This is a genomic window from Serratia sp. X10 (assembly GCF_017811775.1).
Taxonomy (GTDB): domain Bacteria; phylum Pseudomonadota; class Gammaproteobacteria; order Enterobacterales; family Enterobacteriaceae; genus Serratia; species Serratia ureilytica.
Genome location: NZ_JAEIOH010000007.1, coordinates 72,793 through 90,871, shown reverse-complemented (window position 1 = coordinate 90,871; position 18,079 = coordinate 72,793). Strand labels below are relative to the sequence as shown.

Below are 18,079 nucleotides of genomic sequence, written 5' to 3'. Positions count from 1 at the left end.
CCGCGATGAGATAAGGCGGCAAACGCCGAAGTGTGGCAAAGATTGCACTTCAGAGCGGCATTCCGGGGCGGTAGCGCCGCTTTTCATCCAGCGCGCTGCCCTGCCCGCCGTATTGCTGCAGATAAGCGCCGACCGCCTGCATGCCGCTCCAGCGATTTTCGCACCACAGCGGCGCCAGCAGCGTCGGCCGACGGGCGCTGGCGGAAAGACGGTGGTACACCACCTCGCCCGGCGTATGGCGGATCATCTCCCCGGCGCTGACGGCGTAAGCTTCCAGCGCCAGTTCGGGCAACCGCCCGGCCTGCCACGCCCGCGCCAGGGTACTGCCGGTAACAACGTGCAGCGGATGCAGTTTGATGCCATCCACGCCGGTCTCCGTCACCCGCTGCAGCGTGAGCAGATGATCGCGCTGAGTTTCTCCCGGCAGCCCGACGATCAGATGGCAGCACACCTTCAGCCCGCGCTGCCGGGCCAGCCGCGCAGTCTGCTGATAACAGCGAAAATCATGGCCGCGGTTGATGCGCTTTAGCGTTTTATCGTGCGCCGTCTGCAGCCCCAGTTCCAGCCACACTTCATAGCCTTGCTCGCGGTATCCCGTCAGCAGATCCAGCGCTGCGGGCGGCACGCAGTCCGGCCGGGTGCCGACGCACAGGCCGACCATGGCGCTCTGCGCCAACGCCTGCCGATACATCGTCTCCAGCCGTTCAACCTCCGCATAGGTGCTGGTATAGGCCTGGAAATAGGCCAGATAGCGCCGCGCCCGATCGGCCCGCGCGGCCTGCTGCGCCAGCTGTTCGGCGATGCTCTGGCGTTGCATCGCTTCATCGGCGAACGAGGCGACATTGCAGAACGTACAGCCGCCGCGCCCCAACGTGCCGTCGCGGTTAGGGCAGCTGAATCCGCCGTGCAGCGTGAGTTTATGGATCTTTTCGCCATAGCGGCGCTGGAGATCCGCGCCAAACATATTGACTAATTGCGGCAACTGCATAATCTTGGTGCTTCTCTGTGTTCAAAGCCGCGATGCTAATAAGAAACGGTTTTTCCCGCGATGACAGAGATCAACGCTTTCCCCGCAAGGCGCCACCAGGCATAACTATTCATCATAAACGCAAATCAATTCACTCTAATTCTGATGAATTATTCTAATCGTCACGCAACCGTTAACGGCAATATGACAACACGGTGAAAAATAGTCATAAACATCAGATAAGCAATATCTTATAGAATAAAACTCTGGCATTACCCCCCGCACTAGCATGGTGCAGAGATTAAGGGGTTGCACTATAGTGAGACAGCTCACACTTCTGCGGGGATCGGCGTTGCCCCACGATAGTGCAAAAATGCATTAAAATACTTATTTTTCAAATAAATAAACATCATCAATTCGATAAGAATCTATCTTAAGCCCACATTTGACCTGCGAATTCTTTCTCGCTAAGTTGGAAGTCCGCTGGAAGCTTTCTGGACGGGCAAACGTCTCGTCATATTTATGCAGTAATTGAAGACTCCCTCTTAAAACAAGTCCTATACCACTTGTGAGACCGTCACGAGAGGCCATTGATGGAGGGCGGAAAAGCAGATTGGCGGGGTTAACTTGCTGATTGGACTTCTGCCTGAAATTGGGAAGCCCCCTCGCAGTAGGTTGTGAGAGTCACGCAGAGCCTGGGGAGGTTCACGATATGTTGTACGATAAATCCCAAGAGAGGGACAACTGTGGTTTCGGCCTGATCGCCCATATAGAAGGCGAACCTAGCCACAAGGTGGTGCGCACCGCCATTCACGCGCTGGCCCGCATGCAGCACCGCGGCGCGATCCTCGCCGACGGCAAGACCGGCGACGGCTGCGGCCTGTTGCTGCAAAAACCCGATCGCTTCTTCCGCATGGTGGCGGAAGAGCGCGGCTGGCGTTTGGCCAAGAACTACGCCGTCGGCATGATGTTCCTCAGCCAGAATGAAGAGGAAGCGCGCCTCAGCCGCCGCATCGTGGAAGAAGAGCTGCAAAACGAAACGCTGTCGATCGTCGGCTGGCGCGAAGTGCCGACCAACCCGGACGTACTGGGTGAAATCGCCCTCTCCTCCCTGCCGCGCATCGAGCAAATCTTCGTTAACGCCCCGGCCGGCTGGCGCCCGCGCGATATGGAGCGCCGCCTGTTCGTAGCGCGTCGCCGCATCGAGAAACGCGTGCAGGACGACAGTTTCTACGTCTGCAGCTTCTCTAACCTGGTGACGATCTATAAAGGCCTGTGCATGCCTGCGGATCTGCCGCGCTTCTATCTCGATCTGGCGGATCTGCGCCTGGAGTCGGCCATTTGCCTGTTCCACCAGCGCTTCTCCACCAACACCGTGCCGCGCTGGCCGCTGGCGCAGCCGTTCCGCTACCTGGCGCACAACGGCGAAATCAACACCATCACCGGCAACCGCCAGTGGGCGCGCGCCCGCACCTATAAATTCCAAACGCCGCTGATCCCGGATCTGCAGGCCGCCGCGCCGTTCGTCAACGAAACCGGCTCCGACTCCAGTTCGCTGGACAACATGCTGGAGCTGCTGCTGGCGGGCGGGATGGATCTCATCCGCGCCATGCGCCTGCTGGTGCCGCCAGCCTGGCAGAACAACCCGGACATGGACGGCGATCTGCGCGCCTTCTTCGACTTCAACTCGATGCACATGGAGCCGTGGGACGGCCCGGCCGGCATCGTGATGTCCGACGGCCGCTACGCCGCCTGTAACCTCGATCGCAACGGCCTGCGCCCGGCGCGCTACGTGATCACCAAAGACAAGCTGATCACCTGCGCCTCCGAAGTCGGCATCTGGGATTACCAGCCGGATGAAGTGGTGGAAAAAGGCCGCGTCGGCCCCGGCGAGCTGATGGTGATCGACACCCGCAGCGGCCGCATCCTGCACTCGGCGGAAACCGACAACGATCTGAAAAGCCGCCACCCGTATAAAGAGTGGATGGAGAAAAACGTCAAACGCCTGGTGCCGTTCGAAGATCTGCCGGACGATCAGGTCGGCAGCCGCGAGCTCGACGACGCGCAGCTCGAAACCTATCAGAAACAGTTCGGCTACAGTAGTGAAGAGCTGGATCAGGTGATCCGCGTGCTGGGCGAAATTGGCCAGGAAGCCACCGGTTCGATGGGCGACGATACCCCGTTCGCCGTGCTCTCCAGCCGGCCGCGCATCGTTTACGACTATTTCCGCCAGCAGTTCGCGCAGGTCACCAATCCGCCGATCGATCCGCTGCGTGAAGCGCATGTCATGTCGCTGGCCACCAGCATCGGCCGCGAAATGAACGTGTTCTGCGAAGCCGAAGGCCAGGCGCACCGCCTGAGCTTCAAATCGCCGATCCTGCTGTACTCCGATTTCAAACAGCTCACCACGCTGGAAGGCGAATACTATCGCGCCGAGACGCTCGATCTGACCTTCGATCCGCAGCAGCAGGATCTGGAGCAGACCATTCGCGCCCTGTGCGACGAAGCGGAACGCAAGGTGCGTGAAGGTGCGGTGCTGTTGGTGCTGTCCGACCGCGCCATCGCGCCCGGCCGCCTGCCGGTGCCGGCCCCGATGGCGGTCGGCGCCGTGCAAACCCGTCTGGTGGAGAAAAGCCTGCGCTGCGACGCCAACCTGATCGTTGAAACCGCCAGCGCCCGCGATCCGCACCACTTCGCCGTGCTGCTCGGCTTCGGCGCGACCGCCATCTATCCGTATCTGGCCTATGAAACCCTGGCCAAGTTGGTGGACAGCCAGGCGATCGACAAGAAATACCGCGACGTGATGCTGAACTACCGCAACGGCATCAACAAAGGCCTGTACAAGATCATGTCCAAGATGGGCATTTCGACCATCGCCTCTTACCGCTGCTCCAAGCTGTTCGAAGCTGTCGGCCTGCACCGCGATCTGGCGGATCTGTGCTTCCAGGGCGTGGTCAGCCGCATCGGCGGCGCCAGCTTCAGCGATTTCCAGCAGGATCTGCAGAACCTTTCCAAGCGCGCCTGGCTGAAACGCAAACCGCTGGAGCAAGGCGGCCTGCTGAAGTTCGTGCACGGCGGCGAATACCACGCCTACAACCCGGACGTGGTGAACTCGCTGCAAAAAGCGGTGCACAGCGGCGAGTATAGCGACTATCAGGCTTACGCCAAGCTGGTGAACGAGCGGCCGGTCGCCATGCTGCGCGATCTGCTGGCCATCACGCCGAAAGGCGAACCGATTCCGGTCGATCAGGTCGAACCGGCGGAATCGCTGTTCAAACGCTTCGACACGGCGGCGATGTCGATCGGCGCGCTGAGCCCGGAAGCGCACGAATCGCTGGCGATCGCCATGAACGGCCTCGGCGGCTTCTCCAACTCCGGCGAAGGCGGCGAAGATCCGGCGCGCTACCGCACCAACAAGGTGTCGCGCATCAAACAGGTGGCCTCCGGACGCTTCGGCGTAACACCGGCCTACCTGGTGAACGCCGACGTGATCCAGATTAAAGTGGCGCAAGGCGCCAAGCCGGGCGAAGGCGGCCAGCTGCCGGGCGACAAAGTCACCCCGTACATCGCCAGACTGCGTTACTCGGTGCCGGGCGTGACGCTGATCTCCCCGCCGCCGCACCACGACATCTATTCGATCGAAGATCTGGCGCAGCTGATCTTCGATCTGAAGCAGGTCAACCCGAAGGCGGTGATCTCGGTGAAACTGGTGTCCGAGCCGGGCGTCGGCACCATCGCCACCGGCGTGGCGAAAGCCTATGCCGATCTGATCACCATCGCCGGTTACGACGGCGGCACCGGCGCCAGCCCGCTGTCCTCGGTGAAATATGCCGGCTGCCCATGGGAACTGGGCCTGGTGGAAACCCAGCAGGCGCTGGTGGCCAACGGTCTGCGCCACAAGATCCGCCTGCAGGTGGACGGCGGCCTGAAAACCGGCGTGGACATCGTCAAAGCGGCGATCCTGGGCGCGGAAAGCTTCGGCTTCGGCACCGGGCCGATGGTGGCGCTGGGCTGCAAATACCTGCGCATCTGCCACCTCAACAACTGCGCGACCGGCGTCGCGACTCAGGACGACAAGCTGCGCCGCGATCACTACCACGGCCTGCCGGAACGCGTGACGAATTACTTCCAGTTTATCGCGCGAGAAACCCGCGAGATCATGGCGCAACTGGGCGTGAGCCAACTGGTGGATCTGATCGGCCGCACCGACTTCCTGACCGAGCTGGACGGCATCTCCGCCAAGCAGAACAAGCTGGATCTGTCGCCGCTGCTGAAAACCGCCACGCCGCATCCGGGCAAAGCAGTGTACTGCACCGAAAGCAGCAACCCGGCGTTCGACAAGGGCCTGCTGAACAAAGAGCTGCTGGCGCAGGCGCAGCCGCACATCGAAGCGAAGCAGGGTAAAACCTTCTACTTCGACATTCGCAACACCGACCGCTCCGTAGGCGCCATGCTGTCCGGCGCTATCGCCAACGTGCACGGCGATCAGGGCATGGCGGCCGATCCGATCAAGGCGCACTTCTCCGGCACCGCCGGGCAGAGCTTCGGCGTCTGGAACGCCGGCGGCGTCGAGCTGACCCTGACCGGCGACGCCAACGACTATGTCGGCAAAGGCATGGCCGGCGGCAGCATCGCGGTGCGTCCGCCGATCGGCTCCGCCTTCCGCAGCCATGAAGCCAGCATCGTCGGCAACACCTGCCTGTACGGCGCCACCGGCGGCAAACTGTTCGCCGCCGGCCGCGCGGGCGAGCGTTTCGCGGTGCGCAACTCCGGCGCCATCACCGTGGTGGAAGGCATCGGCGACAACGGCTGCGAATACATGACCGGCGGCATCGTCTGCGTGCTGGGTAAAACCGGCATCAACTTCGGCGCCGGCATGACCGGCGGTTTCGCCTACGTGCTGGACGAAGACGGCGAGTTCCGCAAGCGCGTGAACCCGGAGCTGGTGGAAGTGCTGGATGTCGATCAGTTGGCGATCCATGAGGAACATCTGCGCGGCCTGATCACCGAACACGTGCAGGCGACCGGCTCTTCCCGCGCGGAAGAGATCCTGGCCAACTGGCCGGAGTGGGCGCCGAAGTTCGCCCTGGTCAAACCGAAGTCCAGCGATGTCAAAGCGCTGTTGGGTCACCGTAGCCGTTCCGCAGCTGAGCTGCGGGTGCAGGCGCAGTAAGAGGTAGGTCATTAATGAGTCAGAACGTTTATCAATTTATCGACCTGCAGCGTGTTGATCCGCCAAAGAAACCGCTGAAGATCCGCAAAATCGAGTTCGTCGAGATCTACGAACCGTTTTCGGAAACCCAGGCCAAAGCCCAGGCGGACCGCTGTCTGTCCTGCGGCAACCCGTATTGCGAGTGGAAGTGCCCGGTGCACAACTACATCCCGAACTGGCTGAAGCTGGCCAACGAAGGCCGCATCATGGAAGCGGCGGACCTGGCGCATCAGACTAACAGCCTGCCGGAGGTGTGCGGCCGCGTATGCCCGCAAGATCGCCTGTGCGAAGGATCTTGCACCCTGAACGACGAGTTCGGCGCGGTCACCATCGGCAATATCGAGCGTTACATCAGCGATAAGGCCATCGAAATGGGCTGGAAGCCGGACATGTCGCACGTGCAGCCGACCGGCAAGCGCGTGGCGATCGTCGGTGCCGGCCCCGCCGGGCTGGCCTGCGCTGACGTGCTGACCCGCAACGGCGTCAAGGCGGTGGTGTATGATCGTCATCCTGAGATCGGCGGCCTGCTGACCTTCGGCATCCCGGCCTTCAAGCTGGAAAAGGAAGTGATGGTCAAACGCCGCGGCATCTTCAGCGAGATGGGCATCGAGTTCCAGTTGAATACCGAAGTGGGCAAAGACGTCAGCATGGAGACTTTGCTGAGCGAGTACGATGCGGTGTTCCTCGGCGTCGGCACCTATCAATCGATGCGTGGCGGGCTGGAGAATGAGGATGCGCAGGGCGTGTACGACGCGCTGCCGTTCCTGATCGCCAACACCAAGCAGTTGATGGGGTATGAAACCGAGCAGCACGAGCCTTATGTCAGCATGGAAGGCAAACGGGTGGTGGTGCTGGGCGGCGGCGATACCGCCATGGACTGCGTGCGCACCTCGGTGCGTCAGGGCGCGACGCAGGTCACCTGCGCCTACCGCCGCGACGAGGCCAACATGCCGGGTTCCAAGCGCGAAGTGAAGAACGCCCGGGAAGAAGGGGTGGACTTCCAGTTCAACCTGCAGCCGCTGAGCATCGAACTGAACAGCGCCGGCCGCGTGGCCGGGGTGAAAATGGTGCGTACTCAGTTGGGTGCGCCGGATGTCAACGGCCGCCAGGCGGCGGAGCAGGTGCCGGGTTCCGAGCACGTGATCGACGCCGACGCGGTGGTGATGGCGTTCGGCTTCCGCCCACACCGCATGGACTGGCTGGCGGCGCACGACGTGCAGCTCGATAAACAGGGCCGCATCGTGGCGCCGGAAGGCAGCGACAACGCGTTCCAGACCAGCAACCCGAAAATCTTCGCCGGTGGCGACGCGGTCCGCGGCTCCGACCTGGTGGTGACGGCGATCGCCGAAGGCCGCAAAGCGGCAGACGGCATCATGAACTACCTGGAAGTGTAAACCTTCCGTACCGCCAAAGGCCCGGCACATTGCCGGGCCTTTGTTTTAACCGGCCACGCTTTGTAACAACCTCCCCCCTCCTCACAGCCTCAACGCGCTATAGTATTGAGTTAGCACCATTGCAGGGCGCGGCTGCGCCTGACACCGAGATAAGGATAGCGAACATGAAATGCTCCATTTCCCTGTTGGCCGGCGCACTGCTGGCCGTCAGTTTCAGCGCCTCAGCCATGGCGCTGGATTCGCAGGAGGTCGGTTACAATATCGAAGCGCGCGGCGCGCGGCCGGTCGTGGCGCAGTTGGGCAAGGCCGGGCAGTTCAGCGCCGTGGAAAACAGCATCCGGTTGGGGGACGACAACTGGATTGCCCTGGCGCCCAAGCTGGCCAGCGGCGGCAATGCCGGATTTACCGCCGGCATTAAATCTGCCCTCTCCGCGGCCCTGATCTACAACCCGGCGGCGGTATTGCAGGCACTCAACCAAGGCAACGATCTGCCGCTCAATGACATCTGCACCGCGCCACCGGAAGTGCAAGGCGACACCGCCATCACCAGCTTCCGTGAGCGCGCGGCCCGCGCGCTGTCCACCGTGCGCGTAGGCGATCTCAGCGCGCCGCGCGATGCCTGCATTGCCGCCCTGAAAGGCTGACCCGCTTCTGCCGGGCAAAAAAAAGGTTCATCGCGTTTTAGCGTGATGAACCAAAAAAAAAGCACCCCACGGGGTGCTTTTTCGTTTGTTCACGCAGGCTTATTTCACCACGCGCAGCGCCGGGCGGCCACCGCGCGGCGGCTGCGGCGGTTCATCGTCCGGGCCGTCATCTTCCGCGGTATCCGGACGATCGCCGTCGATGACCGACATCAACGTTTCCGAAGGGATCGTCTCATTGTCCAAACCTTCGAACACGCCTTCGCTTTCGTCGTAGGCGGCTTCCGGTTCAAACATCGTGCCGGCGCCGTTCTCACGCGCATAAATCGCCAGCACGGCGGCCATCGGCACCGAAACCTGGCGCGGCACGCCGCCGAAGCGCGCGTTGAACTGCACGTCTTCGTTGCCCAACGCCAGGTTGCCTACCGCGCGCGGCGCGATATTCAACACGATCTGGCCATCGCGCGCGAACTCCATCGGCACCTGAACATCAGGGCGAGTCACATCGACCACCAGGTGCGGCGTCAGCTGGTTATCCAGCAGCCAGTCGTAGAACGCCCGCAGCAGATACGGGCGACGCGGCGTCATCTGAGACATGTCCATCGCGCTTAGCCCCGGGTTTGCAGGCGCATTTCACGCTCGGCTTCGGTCAGGGAAGCCAGGAAAGCGTCACGTTCGAAGACGCGGGTCATGTAGCCTTTCAGCTCTTTGGAGCCGGCGCCGCTCAACTCGATGCCCAGCTGCGGCAGACGCCACAACAGCGGCGCCAGGTAGCAATCCACCAGGCTGAACTCTTCGCTCATGAAATACGGCGCCTGGCCGAAGATAGGCGCGATCGCCAGCAGCTCTTCACGCAGCTGGCGGCGGGCGGATTCCGCTTCCTGACCGCTGCTCTTCTCGATCTTGTCCATCAGCGAGTACCAGTTCTTCTCGATGCGCAGCATCATCAGACGGCTCTCACCACGGGCAACCGGGTAAACCGGCATCAGCGGCGGGTGCGGGAAGCGCTCATCCAGGTATTCCATGATGATGCGGGATTCATACAGGGTCAGTTCGCGATCGACCAGCGTAGGCACCGTCTGGTAAGGGTTGAGGTCAATCAGATCTTGCGGCAGGTTATCCATTTCGACCTGCTCGATCTCGACGCTGACACCTTTCTCCGCCAGTACGATGCGTACTTGATGGCTAAAAATGTCGGTCGGGCCAGAGAACAGCGTCATTACCGAACGTTTGTTGGCAGCGACAGCCATGAAAACCTCCAAGTTATCTAGAAAATACTGCGAATAGCCAACTGACAGGCTGCTATCCTGAATAATCTTGCCGCAGGCCGGCAGCACGCAGCGCGGACCCGAACCCATAAAAAAACCGGCCCAGGAGGTCAACTGCACGGCGAACAGGCGCAAAAGTGGATGATAGTTTACCAGATTTTGCTTGTTTTGTGGGGGCGCTGCGGCGAATTCATGTTGAATTGTCTGATATGCCACAGATTTTAGTCGGGGACGGCGGATTTCAGGCATAAAAAAACCCGGTGAGGCACCGGGTTTTTTGCGTAAATCGCACTGCCGAAGCAGCGGAAATTAACGCTTGGAGAACTGCGGACGACGACGTGCTTTACGCAGACCGACTTTCTTACGTTCAACCTGACGAGCGTCACGGGTGACGAAGCCAGCTTTACGCAGTTCAGAACGCAGAGTCTCATCGTACTCCATCAGTGCACGGGTGATACCGTGACGGATAGCGCCAGCTTGACCGGAGATACCACCACCTTTAACGGTGATGTACAGATCCAGTTTGCCAACCATGTCGACCAGTTCCAGCGGCTGACGAACTACCATGCGGGCAGTTTCGCGACCGAAGTACTGTTCCAGGCTGCGCTGGTTGATAACGATGTTACCGTTGCCCGGCTTGATGAAGACGCGAGCGGCGGAGCTTTTGCGGCGACCAGTGCCGTAGTATTGATTTTCAGCCATTGCCATTAATCCCGATTAAATGTCCAGAACTTGCGGTTGCTGTGCCGCGTGATTGTGCTCGGTGCCCGCGTAAACTTTCAGTTTACGGAACATAGCACGACCCAGCGGGCCCTTTGGCAGCATGCCTTTAACCGCGATTTCAATCACGCGCTCAGGACGGCGGGCAATCATCTCTTCAAAGGTCGCTTGCTTGATACCACCGATGTGGCCGGTGTGGTGGTAGTACACTTTGTCTGTACGCTTGTTGCCGGTTACAGCAACTTTGTCAGCGTTCAGAACGATGATGTAATCACCGGTATCCACGTGCGGGGTGTATTCCGCTTTATGCTTGCCGCGCAGGCGACGAGCCAGTTCAGTAGCGAGACGGCCTAAAGTTTTACCATCTGCATCAACAACGTACCAGTCGCGTTTTACGGTTTCTGGTTTAGCTGTAAAAGTTTTCATTAGAAAGCTTACCCAATAATTAGTTACACGTTGGTGAACACCCAAACGCTCGAAAACAGTTGAGGCTCACACGACCATACAAGTCCAGCAAACCTACCCCTTCGAATAGCCATTGCCGGCACTATAAAGTTTTTGGGAAAAAAAACTTTGTTGTAACGTGGGGTCGCAAGATTATAGAGAAGTCGCTCACAAAGATCGAACGGTTTTTGAATGGAAAATAAATTTATCGCCGGCGGCGGACAACCGGCGATACGGCGGCGGCAAGCCCGGCAGACTCAGGGCAAATGCGGCAGCTTGAGGTACTCTTCGCTCTGCATTTCCTGCAGGCGCGACAGGCAGCGCTGGAATTCAAATTTCAGCTGCACCCCCTGATAGATCTCGAACATCGACGCTTCGGCGCCGATCACCAGCTTGATGTGCCGCTCGTAGAATTCGTCCACCAACGCCAGGAAACGGCGCGCGGTATTCTCTTTCAGCGGCCCCATCACCCGCACATTATACAGGATCACGCTGTGATACAGCCGCGACAACGCGATGTAGTCCAGTTGGCTGCGCGCCTCTTCGCACAGCGTGTGGAAATCCACCGCCAGCACGCCGTCCACCGAACGGATCGCCTGCAGCGGCCGATGGTTGATCTGCAGCACCGGCGCGTCCTCCCCCGCCTTGCCCGCCAGCTTGACGAACATCCGATCCAGCGTCTCGCGCGTCTGGTCGTTCAGCGGCGTCAGGTAGAGATGCGCCTGGGTCAGGGTACGCAGACGATAGTCGATGCCGGCGTCGACGTTCATCACGTCGCAGTACTCGTTGATCAGATCGATGGCCGGCAGGAAACGCGCCCGCTGCAGACCGTTGCGGTACAGATCGTCCGGCGGGATATTCGACGTGGCCACCAGCGTGATGCCGCGCGCGAACAGCGCCTGCAGCAGCGTGGCCAGCAGCATGGCGTCGGTGATGTCGGACACGAAGAATTCGTCGAAACACAGCACGTCGGTCTCAGCCTTAAAGCCGTCGGCGACGATTTCCAGCGGGTTTTCCCGCCCCTGCAGCTCGGTCAGCTCTTCATGCACCCGCAGCATGAAGCGGTGGAAGTGCAGACGCATTTTGCGATCGCCCGGCAAACTGTGGAAGAACATATCCATCAACCAGGTTTTGCCGCGCCCGACGCCGCCCCACATATACAGCCCCTGCACCGGGCGCTGCGGCGCCGCGTCGCCGCCTTTGCCCAGCAAGCGGCTGAGCTTGCCGCGCAGCCCGCCGGCAGGCGCGCTCGCCGCCGGCTTTTGCAACAGAGCCTGATAAATGCGATCCAGTTGAGTGACGGCCCGGCGTTGAACCTCATCGGCCTGATATTCCCCCGCATCCAGCGCCTGCTGGTAGCGAGATAACGGTGATAGTGCCTGCATCTGTTCGATGTTCCCTAAGAACGCTTAGAAATTATTTAGCCAACGTTGGCGGCAAGTTGATGCCGATTCGCACCGTTATCGCCACAAATGCCCGCTGCGGGCGCCGCTGAAAACCCTGTAAAAATTAGGTGGAAGCGCATCAGGATTCCACTCGGACAAGGTTAACGGTTATAGTGGATATTATTAAGTGAAAAATCCCTGCGGAACAACGAAGTCAAAATAGGAGTCATCATGACCTGGGAGTATGCGCTGATTGGTTTGGTCGTCGGTATCGTGATTGGTGCGGTGGCGATGCGTTTTGGCAACCGTAAATTACGTCAACAACAAGTCCTGCAGAACGAGCTGGACAAGAGCAAAACCGAGCTGGAAGAGTACCGTCAGGAGCTGGTCGGCCACTTTGCCCGCAGCGCCGAGCTGCTGGACAACATGGCGCGCGATTATCGTCAGCTGTATCAACACATGGCGAAAAGCTCGAACAACCTGCTGCCGGATCTGCCGATGCAGGAAAATCCGTTCCGCTATCGCCTGACCGAAGCGGAAGCAGACAACGATCAAGCGCCGGTGGAAATGCCGCGCGACTATTCGGAAGGCGCCTCCGGCCTGCTGCGCGGGCAAAGCGCGCGCCGCGACTGACCCCCCTTCGCCCGCGGGGCCACCCGCGGGCTTCCTCCGTTTACCGTCTTGACCTTCCCTCGCATTACCTTTACTGAACTTTGCACGCAAATTCACGGTCTTACCCTTCACTATGACAAGGCGATTGCCTTATCATCAAATTTTCATCGGCAGGTATTGAGAGAGTTATAATCAATGAAGAAAAAGTCGTTAATTCTTAGTGCATTGGCAATGAGCCTCGGCCTGACGCTCAGCTCCGTACCGGTGGCCAACGCGGCCCTGCCCGTCGCCGTTCAGGGGCAGCCGCTGCCGAGCCTGGCGCCGATGCTGGAAAAAGTCTTGCCCGCCGTAGTGAGCGTGCATGTCGCCGGCACTCAGGTGCAGCGTCAACAACTGCCGGAAGAGTTCAGACGCTTCTTCGGCCCTAACTTCCCCGGCCAGCAGCAAAGCTCCCGCCCGTTTGAAGGGCTGGGCTCCGGCGTGATCATCGACGCTGCCAAAGGCTACGTGCTGACCAACAACCACGTCATCAACAACGCCGATAAAATCCGCGTGCAGTTGAACGACGGTCGCGAGCTGGACGCCAAGCTGGTCGGCCGCGATGAGCAATCCGACATCGCCCTGCTGCAGCTCAGCGACACCAAAAACCTGACCGCCATCAAGATGGCCGACTCCGATCAGCTGCGCGTCGGCGACTTTGCCGTCGCGGTCGGCAACCCGTTTGGCCTGGGCCAAACCGCCACTTCCGGCATTATCTCGGCGCTGGGCCGCTCCGGCCTGAATCTGGAAGGACTGGAAAACTTCATTCAGACCGACGCCTCCATCAACCGCGGCAACTCTGGCGGCGCGCTGGTTAACCTGAACGGCGAGCTGATCGGCATCAATACCGCCATTCTGGCGCCGAGCGGCGGCAACGTCGGCATCGGCTTCGCCATTCCGAGCAATATGGCGCAGAACCTGAGCCAGCAGCTGATTGAATTCGGCGAAGTGAAACGCGGCCTGCTGGGCATCAAAGGCAGCGAAATGACCCCGGATATGGCCAAAGCCTTCAACACCGACGCGCAGCGCGGCGCCTTCGTCAGCGAAGTGCTGCCGAAATCCGCCGCCGCCAAGGCGGGCATCAAGGCCGGGGATATCCTGGTCTCCGTCGACGGTAAACCGGTGAGCAGCTTTGCCGAACTGCGCGCCAAAGTCGGCACCACCGCGCCGGGCAAAACCCTCAAGGTGGGCCTGCTGCGCGATGGCAAACCGCAGGAAGTCTCGGTCACGCTGGACAACAGCGAGAGCGCCTCGACCAACGCCGAAACGCTGTCGCCGGCACTGCAGGGGGTTTCCCTCAGCAATGGCGCGTTGCCGAGCGGCGACAAGGGCGTGAAGGTGGAGAACGTGGATAAAGGGTCAACGGCGGCGCAGATCGGCCTGCAGAAAGGCGACGTGATCATCGGCGTCAACCGTCAGCGCGTGGACAACATCACCACGCTGCGTAAAGTGCTGGAGGCCAAGCCACCGGTGATGGCGCTCAATATCGTGCGCGGCAACGAAACCATTTATCTGCTGCTGCGTTAATTTGTGCAAAAACCGGGCTCGGTGACATACTGCGCCCGGTTAACTCATGCTATCCTCCGAACATCGTTCACCACACCACGAAAACTCCATGTTTGCTAAGCTCTTGCGTTCCGTCGTTATCGGTCTCATCGTTGCCGGCCTGCTGTTGGCCGCACTGCCCATGCTGCGTTCTTCCAACGGCCTGTTTGCAGACAAACCTGAGAGCACCAGCGACGAAACGCCAGTGAGCTACAACAAAGCGGTGCGCCGCGCCGCGCCCGCCGTGGTGAACATTTACAACCGCAACCTGAACGGCGCCGCCAACGTGCTGTCGCTCGGTTCCGGCGTGATCATGAATGAACGCGGCTATATCATCACCAACCGCCACGTGATCAAAGACGCTCAGCAGATCACCGTGGTGTTGCAGGATGGCCGCCGCTACGAAGCGCTGTTGGTCGGCTCGGACGGCCTGACCGATTTGGCGGTGCTGAAGATCGATCCCGGCAATTTGCCGGTGATCCCGACCAATAAAAATCGCGTTGCCCACGTCGGCGACGTCGTGCTGGCGATCGGCAACCCCTATAACCTGGGGCAGACTGTCACACAGGGCATCCTCAGCGCCACCGGCCGCATCAGTATGAGCACCACCGGCCGACAGACGTTCCTGCAGACCGACGCCTCCATCAACCGCGGCAACTCCGGCGGCGCGCTGGTCAACTCGCTGGGCGAGCTGATCGGCATCAACACCCTGACCTATGACAAAATTACCGACGGCGAAACGCCGGAGGGCCTCGGCTTCGCCATTCCGATCGAACTGGCCACCAAAATCATGGACAAGCTGATCCGCGACGGCCGCGTCATCCGCGGCTATTTCGGCATTCAGGGCAAAGAGATCATTCCGCTGCGCTCGTCCAATTCCGGCATCGATCGCCTTCAAGGCATCATCGTGACCGAGATTACGCCGAACGGCCCGGCGAGCAACGCCGGCTTCCAGATCAACGACATCATCATCAACGTGGATAACAAACCGGCGGTGTCCGTGCTGGAGACCATGGATCAGGTGGCGGAGATCAGACCGGGCACCGAGATACCGGTTATCGTGCTGCGTGACGGCAAGCGCATTACGTTGAAAATGACGGTGGGTGAATTCCCGGAAGACAGCAATTAAAAAAGGGCCGGCATTGATAGCCGGCCCTTTGATTTTCATCCTGCCGACGCAGCCGCGCCGGCGCTAATGCCTTACTCGCCTTTCACACGCTCGATGTTCGCACCCAGCGCGCGCAGCTTGTCTTCAATACGCTCATAGCCGCGATCGATATGGTAGATGCGATCGACGACGGTCACGCCGTCGGCGATGCAGCCGGCGATCACCAGGCTGGCGGAAGCGCGCAGATCGGTCGCCATCACCTGAGCGCCGGACAGCTGTTCAACGCCATGGCAGATCACGGTGTTGCTCTCGATTTCCGCGTGCGCCCCCATGCGGATCAATTCCGGCACGTGCATGAAGCGGTTTTCGAAGATGGTCTCGGTGATAACGCCGGTGCCTTCCGCCACCAGGTTCAACAGGCTGAACTGGGCCTGCATGTCGGTCGGGAAGCCCGGGTGCGGCGCGGTGCGCACGGTGACCGCTTTCGGGCGCTTGCCGTGCATGTCCAGACTGATCCAGTCTTCGCCCACTTCGATATCGGCACCGGCTTCACGCAGCTTGGCCAGCACCGCATCCAGCGTATCCGGACGGGTGTTGCGGCACATCACTTTGCCGCCGGAAACCGCGGCGGCGATCAGGAAGGTACCGGTCTCGATACGGTCAGGCAGCACGCGATACACGCCGCCGCCCAGACGCTCGACGCCCTCGATGGTGATCTTGTCGCTGCCTGCGCCGCTGATCTTCGCGCCCAGCGTATTGAGGAAGTTGGCGGTATCGACAATTTCCGGCTCACGCGCGGCGTTCTCGATAACGGTCGTGCCGGTCGCCAGGGTCGCGGCGCTCATGATGGTCACGGTTGCGCCCACGCTCACCTTGTCCATCACGATGTGCGCGCCTTTCAGACGGCCATCGACGGACGCCTTGACGTAACCTTCTTCCAGCTTGATCTCGGCCCCCAACTGCTCCAGGCCGGTGATGTGCAGATCGACCGGACGCGCGCCGATCGCGCAGCCGCCCGGCAGGGAAACCTGACCGCGGCCGAAACGAGCCACCAGCGGCCCCAGCGCCCAGATGGAAGCGCGCATGGTTTTCACCAGATCGTAAGGCGCGCAAAACTCGTTCACGCCACTGGCGTCCACGAAGACCGAACCGTTGCGCTCAATCTTGGTGCCCAACTGGCTGAGCAGTTTAATGGTGGTGTCGATGTCCTTCAGCTTGGGGACATTCTGCAGCTCGACCGGCTCTTCCGCCAACAGGGCGGCGAACAGGATCGGCAGGGCGGCGTTTTTGGCCCCGGAAATAGACACTTCACCGCTCAGGCGGGTCCGACCCTGCACACGAAATTTATCCATCTGACTACTCTCTGTTATCTAATCTGAAGCTGCCCGCCCGGCAGGGCAAACAGCCTTAAAATCCGTTGAGTTTGCGGTCTCGCTGCCACTCTTCAGGGGTGTACGCCTTGATAGACAAGGCATGAATGCGGTTGTCCGCAATGTATTCCATCAGCGGTGCGTAAACCGTCTGCTGTTTTTTGACGCGGCTCATGCCGGCGAACAGTTCGCCGACCACGATCGCTTGAAAATGGCTGCCGTCGCCCGTCACGTGCGCTTCATCCAGTGCCAATGCCTGCATCAGCACGTCTTTAATCTCGTTGGTTTCCATAGTATCCAGTTCTGCCGCTAAAGGATCATAAACAGCCTAGTATCTTAGTGGAATACGATGTTTTCTTAAACTAAAGAAAAAGCCCCTGCATAACAGGGGCTTTGTATCGTTTAACCACGCAAAGGCGGTGTAAAACGCCGCTAACCGGCGGTATCGACAGGCATTATCGCCTGCAGGTTGTAGAGCGCGATCAGCGTTTTCAGACGCTCGGTGACGCCGAAAATTTTTAGCGCGACGCCACGTTGGCGCTGCTCTTCCTGCAGATGCAGCAACAGCGCCAGCCCGGAGGAGTCCACGCGCTGCAGTTGCGCCACGTCGATCGCGGTTTTATCCGCCATCAGCGCGTCTCGCTGCCGCCACAACGGCAGCAGCGTTTCACGGTCCAGTTCACCGCGCAGGATCAGCGTCTGCTGCTCTGATTCGAAGCTGAGCGCTGCCGACATCAGTTTTTCTTGTCCAGCGAGATGGGCTGCGCGGCGGCGGCCTGCAGCTGTTTGGTCAGGCCGTCGATGCCCTGAGTACGCAGCGTAGACGCCCACTCGTTTTGCTTGGTGGTGATCATGCTGACGCCTTCGGCGATCATGTCATACGCCTGCCAATAGCCGGTTTTGCTGTTCTTGCGCCATTGGAAATCCAGACGCACCGGCGGGCGGCCGCCGTTGTCGATGATGGTGACGCGAATGGCCACAATGTCGGCGTTGCCCAGCGGCTGTTCAGGCGCGATCTGGTAAGTCTGGCCGTGGTACATCGCCAGCGCCTGGCCGTAAGCCTGCTCCAGGTAAGCCTGGAAAGCGGTGAAGTAAGCTTCGCGCTGCGCAGGCGTCGCATCTTTGTAGTAACGGCCCAGCACCAGCGCGCCAGCGTATTTCACCTGCACGAACGGCATCAGTTCCTGATGCACGATGGAGCGCAGGTAGTTCGGGTCCTGCTTGATCTTCGGCTGTTCGTTCTTCAAACGGCTGAAGGTCTTCTGCGCCGCGTCTTGCATCATGCTGTAAGGATTGGTTTGGTCGGCTGCGCTCGCCAGCGGCGCAACCACCAGCAGAGCCACCATCAGTAAACGTTTAAACATGCAGGTATCC

16 protein-coding genes are annotated in these 18,079 nt (G+C 60.2%); 6 read left to right on the top strand and 10 right to left on the bottom strand.

Translation table 11 applies throughout. The features are described 5' to 3' along the window. Positions 1-49: 49 nt before the first annotated feature. The gene (locus tag J9788_RS20150; protein WP_182265458.1) at positions 50-988 is read right to left on the bottom strand and encodes a TIGR01212 family radical SAM protein; all 939 of its coding nucleotides are present in this window, start codon (positions 986-988) and stop codon (positions 50-52) included. Positions 989-1,679: 691 nt separating this feature from the next. On the opposite strand from J9788_RS20150, the gene gltB reads away from it, so the two are divergent. From gltB to J9788_RS20135, 3 genes are all read left to right on the top strand, one after another. After that, positions 1,680-6,140: a glutamate synthase large subunit gene (gltB, locus tag J9788_RS20145; RefSeq protein ID WP_046897247.1), complete on the top strand. Its 4,461-nt coding sequence runs from the start codon at positions 1,680-1,682 to the stop codon at positions 6,138-6,140. A 14-nt stretch (positions 6,141-6,154) separates the two neighbouring features. Next, on the top strand, positions 6,155-7,573 hold the full coding sequence (locus J9788_RS20140) for a glutamate synthase small subunit (protein ID WP_182265459.1): 1,419 nt from the start codon (positions 6,155-6,157) through the stop codon (positions 7,571-7,573). A 164-nt stretch (positions 7,574-7,737) separates the two neighbouring features. Next, the gene (locus tag J9788_RS20135; protein ID WP_182265460.1) at positions 7,738-8,217 is read left to right on the top strand and encodes a hypothetical protein; all 480 of its coding nucleotides are present in this window, start codon (positions 7,738-7,740) and stop codon (positions 8,215-8,217) included. A 99-nt stretch (positions 8,218-8,316) separates the two neighbouring features. Here the strand turns inward: J9788_RS20135 and sspB are convergent, their stop codons facing one another. From sspB to zapE, 5 genes are all read right to left on the bottom strand, one after another. Next, positions 8,317-8,817: a ClpXP protease specificity-enhancing factor gene (gene sspB, locus J9788_RS20130; RefSeq protein WP_025304365.1), complete on the bottom strand. Its 501-nt coding sequence runs from the start codon at positions 8,815-8,817 to the stop codon at positions 8,317-8,319. A gap of 5 nt (positions 8,818-8,822) precedes the next feature. Further along, positions 8,823-9,464, bottom strand: a complete 642-nt coding sequence (gene sspA / locus J9788_RS20125) for a stringent starvation protein SspA (protein WP_004937082.1) — start codon at positions 9,462-9,464, stop codon at positions 8,823-8,825. Between the two features lie 327 nt (positions 9,465-9,791). Beyond that, entirely contained in the window at positions 9,792-10,184 is a 393-nt protein-coding gene (gene rpsI, locus J9788_RS20120; protein ID WP_004937080.1) for a 30S ribosomal protein S9, read from the bottom strand. A 15-nt stretch (positions 10,185-10,199) separates the two neighbouring features. Beyond that, positions 10,200-10,628 carry a 50S ribosomal protein L13 gene (gene rplM, locus J9788_RS20115; protein ID WP_004937079.1) on the bottom strand — a complete coding sequence of 143 codons (429 nt, stop codon included), beginning with the start codon at positions 10,626-10,628 and terminating at the stop codon, positions 10,200-10,202. A gap of 275 nt (positions 10,629-10,903) precedes the next feature. After that, positions 10,904-12,031, bottom strand: a complete 1,128-nt coding sequence (gene zapE, locus J9788_RS20110; protein WP_046897244.1) for a cell division protein ZapE — start codon at positions 12,029-12,031, stop codon at positions 10,904-10,906. Between the two features lie 231 nt (positions 12,032-12,262). Here zapE and zapG point away from each other — a divergent pair, with 231 nt between their 5' ends. The 3 genes from zapG (at position 12,263) to degS (ending at position 15,356) form a co-directional block, all read left to right on the top strand. Then, positions 12,263-12,664 carry a Z-ring associated protein ZapG gene (gene zapG / locus J9788_RS20105; protein ID WP_004937074.1) on the top strand — a complete coding sequence of 134 codons (402 nt, stop codon included), beginning with the start codon at positions 12,263-12,265 and terminating at the stop codon, positions 12,662-12,664. Between the two features lie 174 nt (positions 12,665-12,838). Continuing rightward, on the top strand, positions 12,839-14,209 hold the full coding sequence (gene degQ / locus J9788_RS20100) for a serine endoprotease DegQ (protein ID WP_025304368.1): 1,371 nt from the start codon (positions 12,839-12,841) through the stop codon (positions 14,207-14,209). A gap of 88 nt (positions 14,210-14,297) precedes the next feature. Beyond that, entirely contained in the window at positions 14,298-15,356 is a 1,059-nt protein-coding gene (degS, locus tag J9788_RS20095; protein WP_042785432.1) for an outer membrane-stress sensor serine endopeptidase DegS, read from the top strand. Positions 15,357-15,427: 71 nt separating this feature from the next. Here the strand turns inward: degS and murA are convergent, their stop codons facing one another. From murA to mlaC, 4 genes are all read right to left on the bottom strand, one after another. Then, positions 15,428-16,687: a UDP-N-acetylglucosamine 1-carboxyvinyltransferase gene (gene murA, locus J9788_RS20090; RefSeq protein WP_019453131.1), complete on the bottom strand. Its 1,260-nt coding sequence runs from the start codon at positions 16,685-16,687 to the stop codon at positions 15,428-15,430. A gap of 55 nt (positions 16,688-16,742) precedes the next feature. After that, entirely contained in the window at positions 16,743-16,997 is a 255-nt protein-coding gene (ibaG, locus tag J9788_RS20085) for a BolA family iron metabolism protein IbaG (protein ID WP_025304370.1), read from the bottom strand. Positions 16,998-17,137: 140 nt separating this feature from the next. Further along, a complete protein-coding gene (gene mlaB, locus J9788_RS20080; protein ID WP_033644499.1) occupies positions 17,138-17,440 on the bottom strand; it encodes a lipid asymmetry maintenance protein MlaB in 303 nt (100 codons plus the stop codon). After that, on the bottom strand, positions 17,440-18,069 hold the full coding sequence (mlaC, locus tag J9788_RS20075; protein ID WP_033644498.1) for a phospholipid-binding protein MlaC: 630 nt from the start codon (positions 18,067-18,069) through the stop codon (positions 17,440-17,442). The genes mlaB and mlaC overlap by 1 nt, the downstream gene beginning before the upstream one ends. Positions 18,070-18,079 lie beyond the last annotated feature (10 nt).

What these genes read in the sequence shown, in the direction of transcription:
- J9788_RS20150 (WP_182265458.1), bottom strand. Translation starts at nt 988, where the DNA reads ATGCAGTTGCCGCAATTAGTCAATATGTTTGGCGCGGATCTCCAGCGC.
- gltB (WP_046897247.1), top strand. Translation starts at nt 1,680, where the DNA reads ATGTTGTACGATAAATCCCAAGAGAGGGACAACTGTGGTTTCGGCCTG.
- J9788_RS20140 (WP_182265459.1), top strand. Translation starts at nt 6,155, where the DNA reads ATGAGTCAGAACGTTTATCAATTTATCGACCTGCAGCGTGTTGATCCG.
- J9788_RS20135 (WP_182265460.1), top strand. Translation starts at nt 7,738, where the DNA reads ATGAAATGCTCCATTTCCCTGTTGGCCGGCGCACTGCTGGCCGTCAGT.
- sspB (WP_025304365.1), bottom strand. Translation starts at nt 8,817, where the DNA reads ATGGACATGTCTCAGATGACGCCGCGTCGCCCGTATCTGCTGCGGGCG.
- sspA (WP_004937082.1), bottom strand. Translation starts at nt 9,464, where the DNA reads ATGGCTGTCGCTGCCAACAAACGTTCGGTAATGACGCTGTTCTCTGGC.
- rpsI (WP_004937080.1), bottom strand. Translation starts at nt 10,184, where the DNA reads ATGGCTGAAAATCAATACTACGGCACTGGTCGCCGCAAAAGCTCCGCC.
- rplM (WP_004937079.1), bottom strand. Translation starts at nt 10,628, where the DNA reads ATGAAAACTTTTACAGCTAAACCAGAAACCGTAAAACGCGACTGGTAC.
- zapE (WP_046897244.1), bottom strand. Translation starts at nt 12,031, where the DNA reads ATGCAGGCACTATCACCGTTATCTCGCTACCAGCAGGCGCTGGATGCG.
- zapG (WP_004937074.1), top strand. Translation starts at nt 12,263, where the DNA reads ATGACCTGGGAGTATGCGCTGATTGGTTTGGTCGTCGGTATCGTGATT.
- degQ (WP_025304368.1), top strand. Translation starts at nt 12,839, where the DNA reads ATGAAGAAAAAGTCGTTAATTCTTAGTGCATTGGCAATGAGCCTCGGC.
- degS (WP_042785432.1), top strand. Translation starts at nt 14,298, where the DNA reads ATGTTTGCTAAGCTCTTGCGTTCCGTCGTTATCGGTCTCATCGTTGCC.
- murA (WP_019453131.1), bottom strand. Translation starts at nt 16,687, where the DNA reads ATGGATAAATTTCGTGTGCAGGGTCGGACCCGCCTGAGCGGTGAAGTG.
- ibaG (WP_025304370.1), bottom strand. Translation starts at nt 16,997, where the DNA reads ATGGAAACCAACGAGATTAAAGACGTGCTGATGCAGGCATTGGCACTG.
- mlaB (WP_033644499.1), bottom strand. Translation starts at nt 17,440, where the DNA reads ATGTCGGCAGCGCTCAGCTTCGAATCAGAGCAGCAGACGCTGATCCTG.
- mlaC (WP_033644498.1), bottom strand. Translation starts at nt 18,069, where the DNA reads ATGTTTAAACGTTTACTGATGGTGGCTCTGCTGGTGGTTGCGCCGCTG.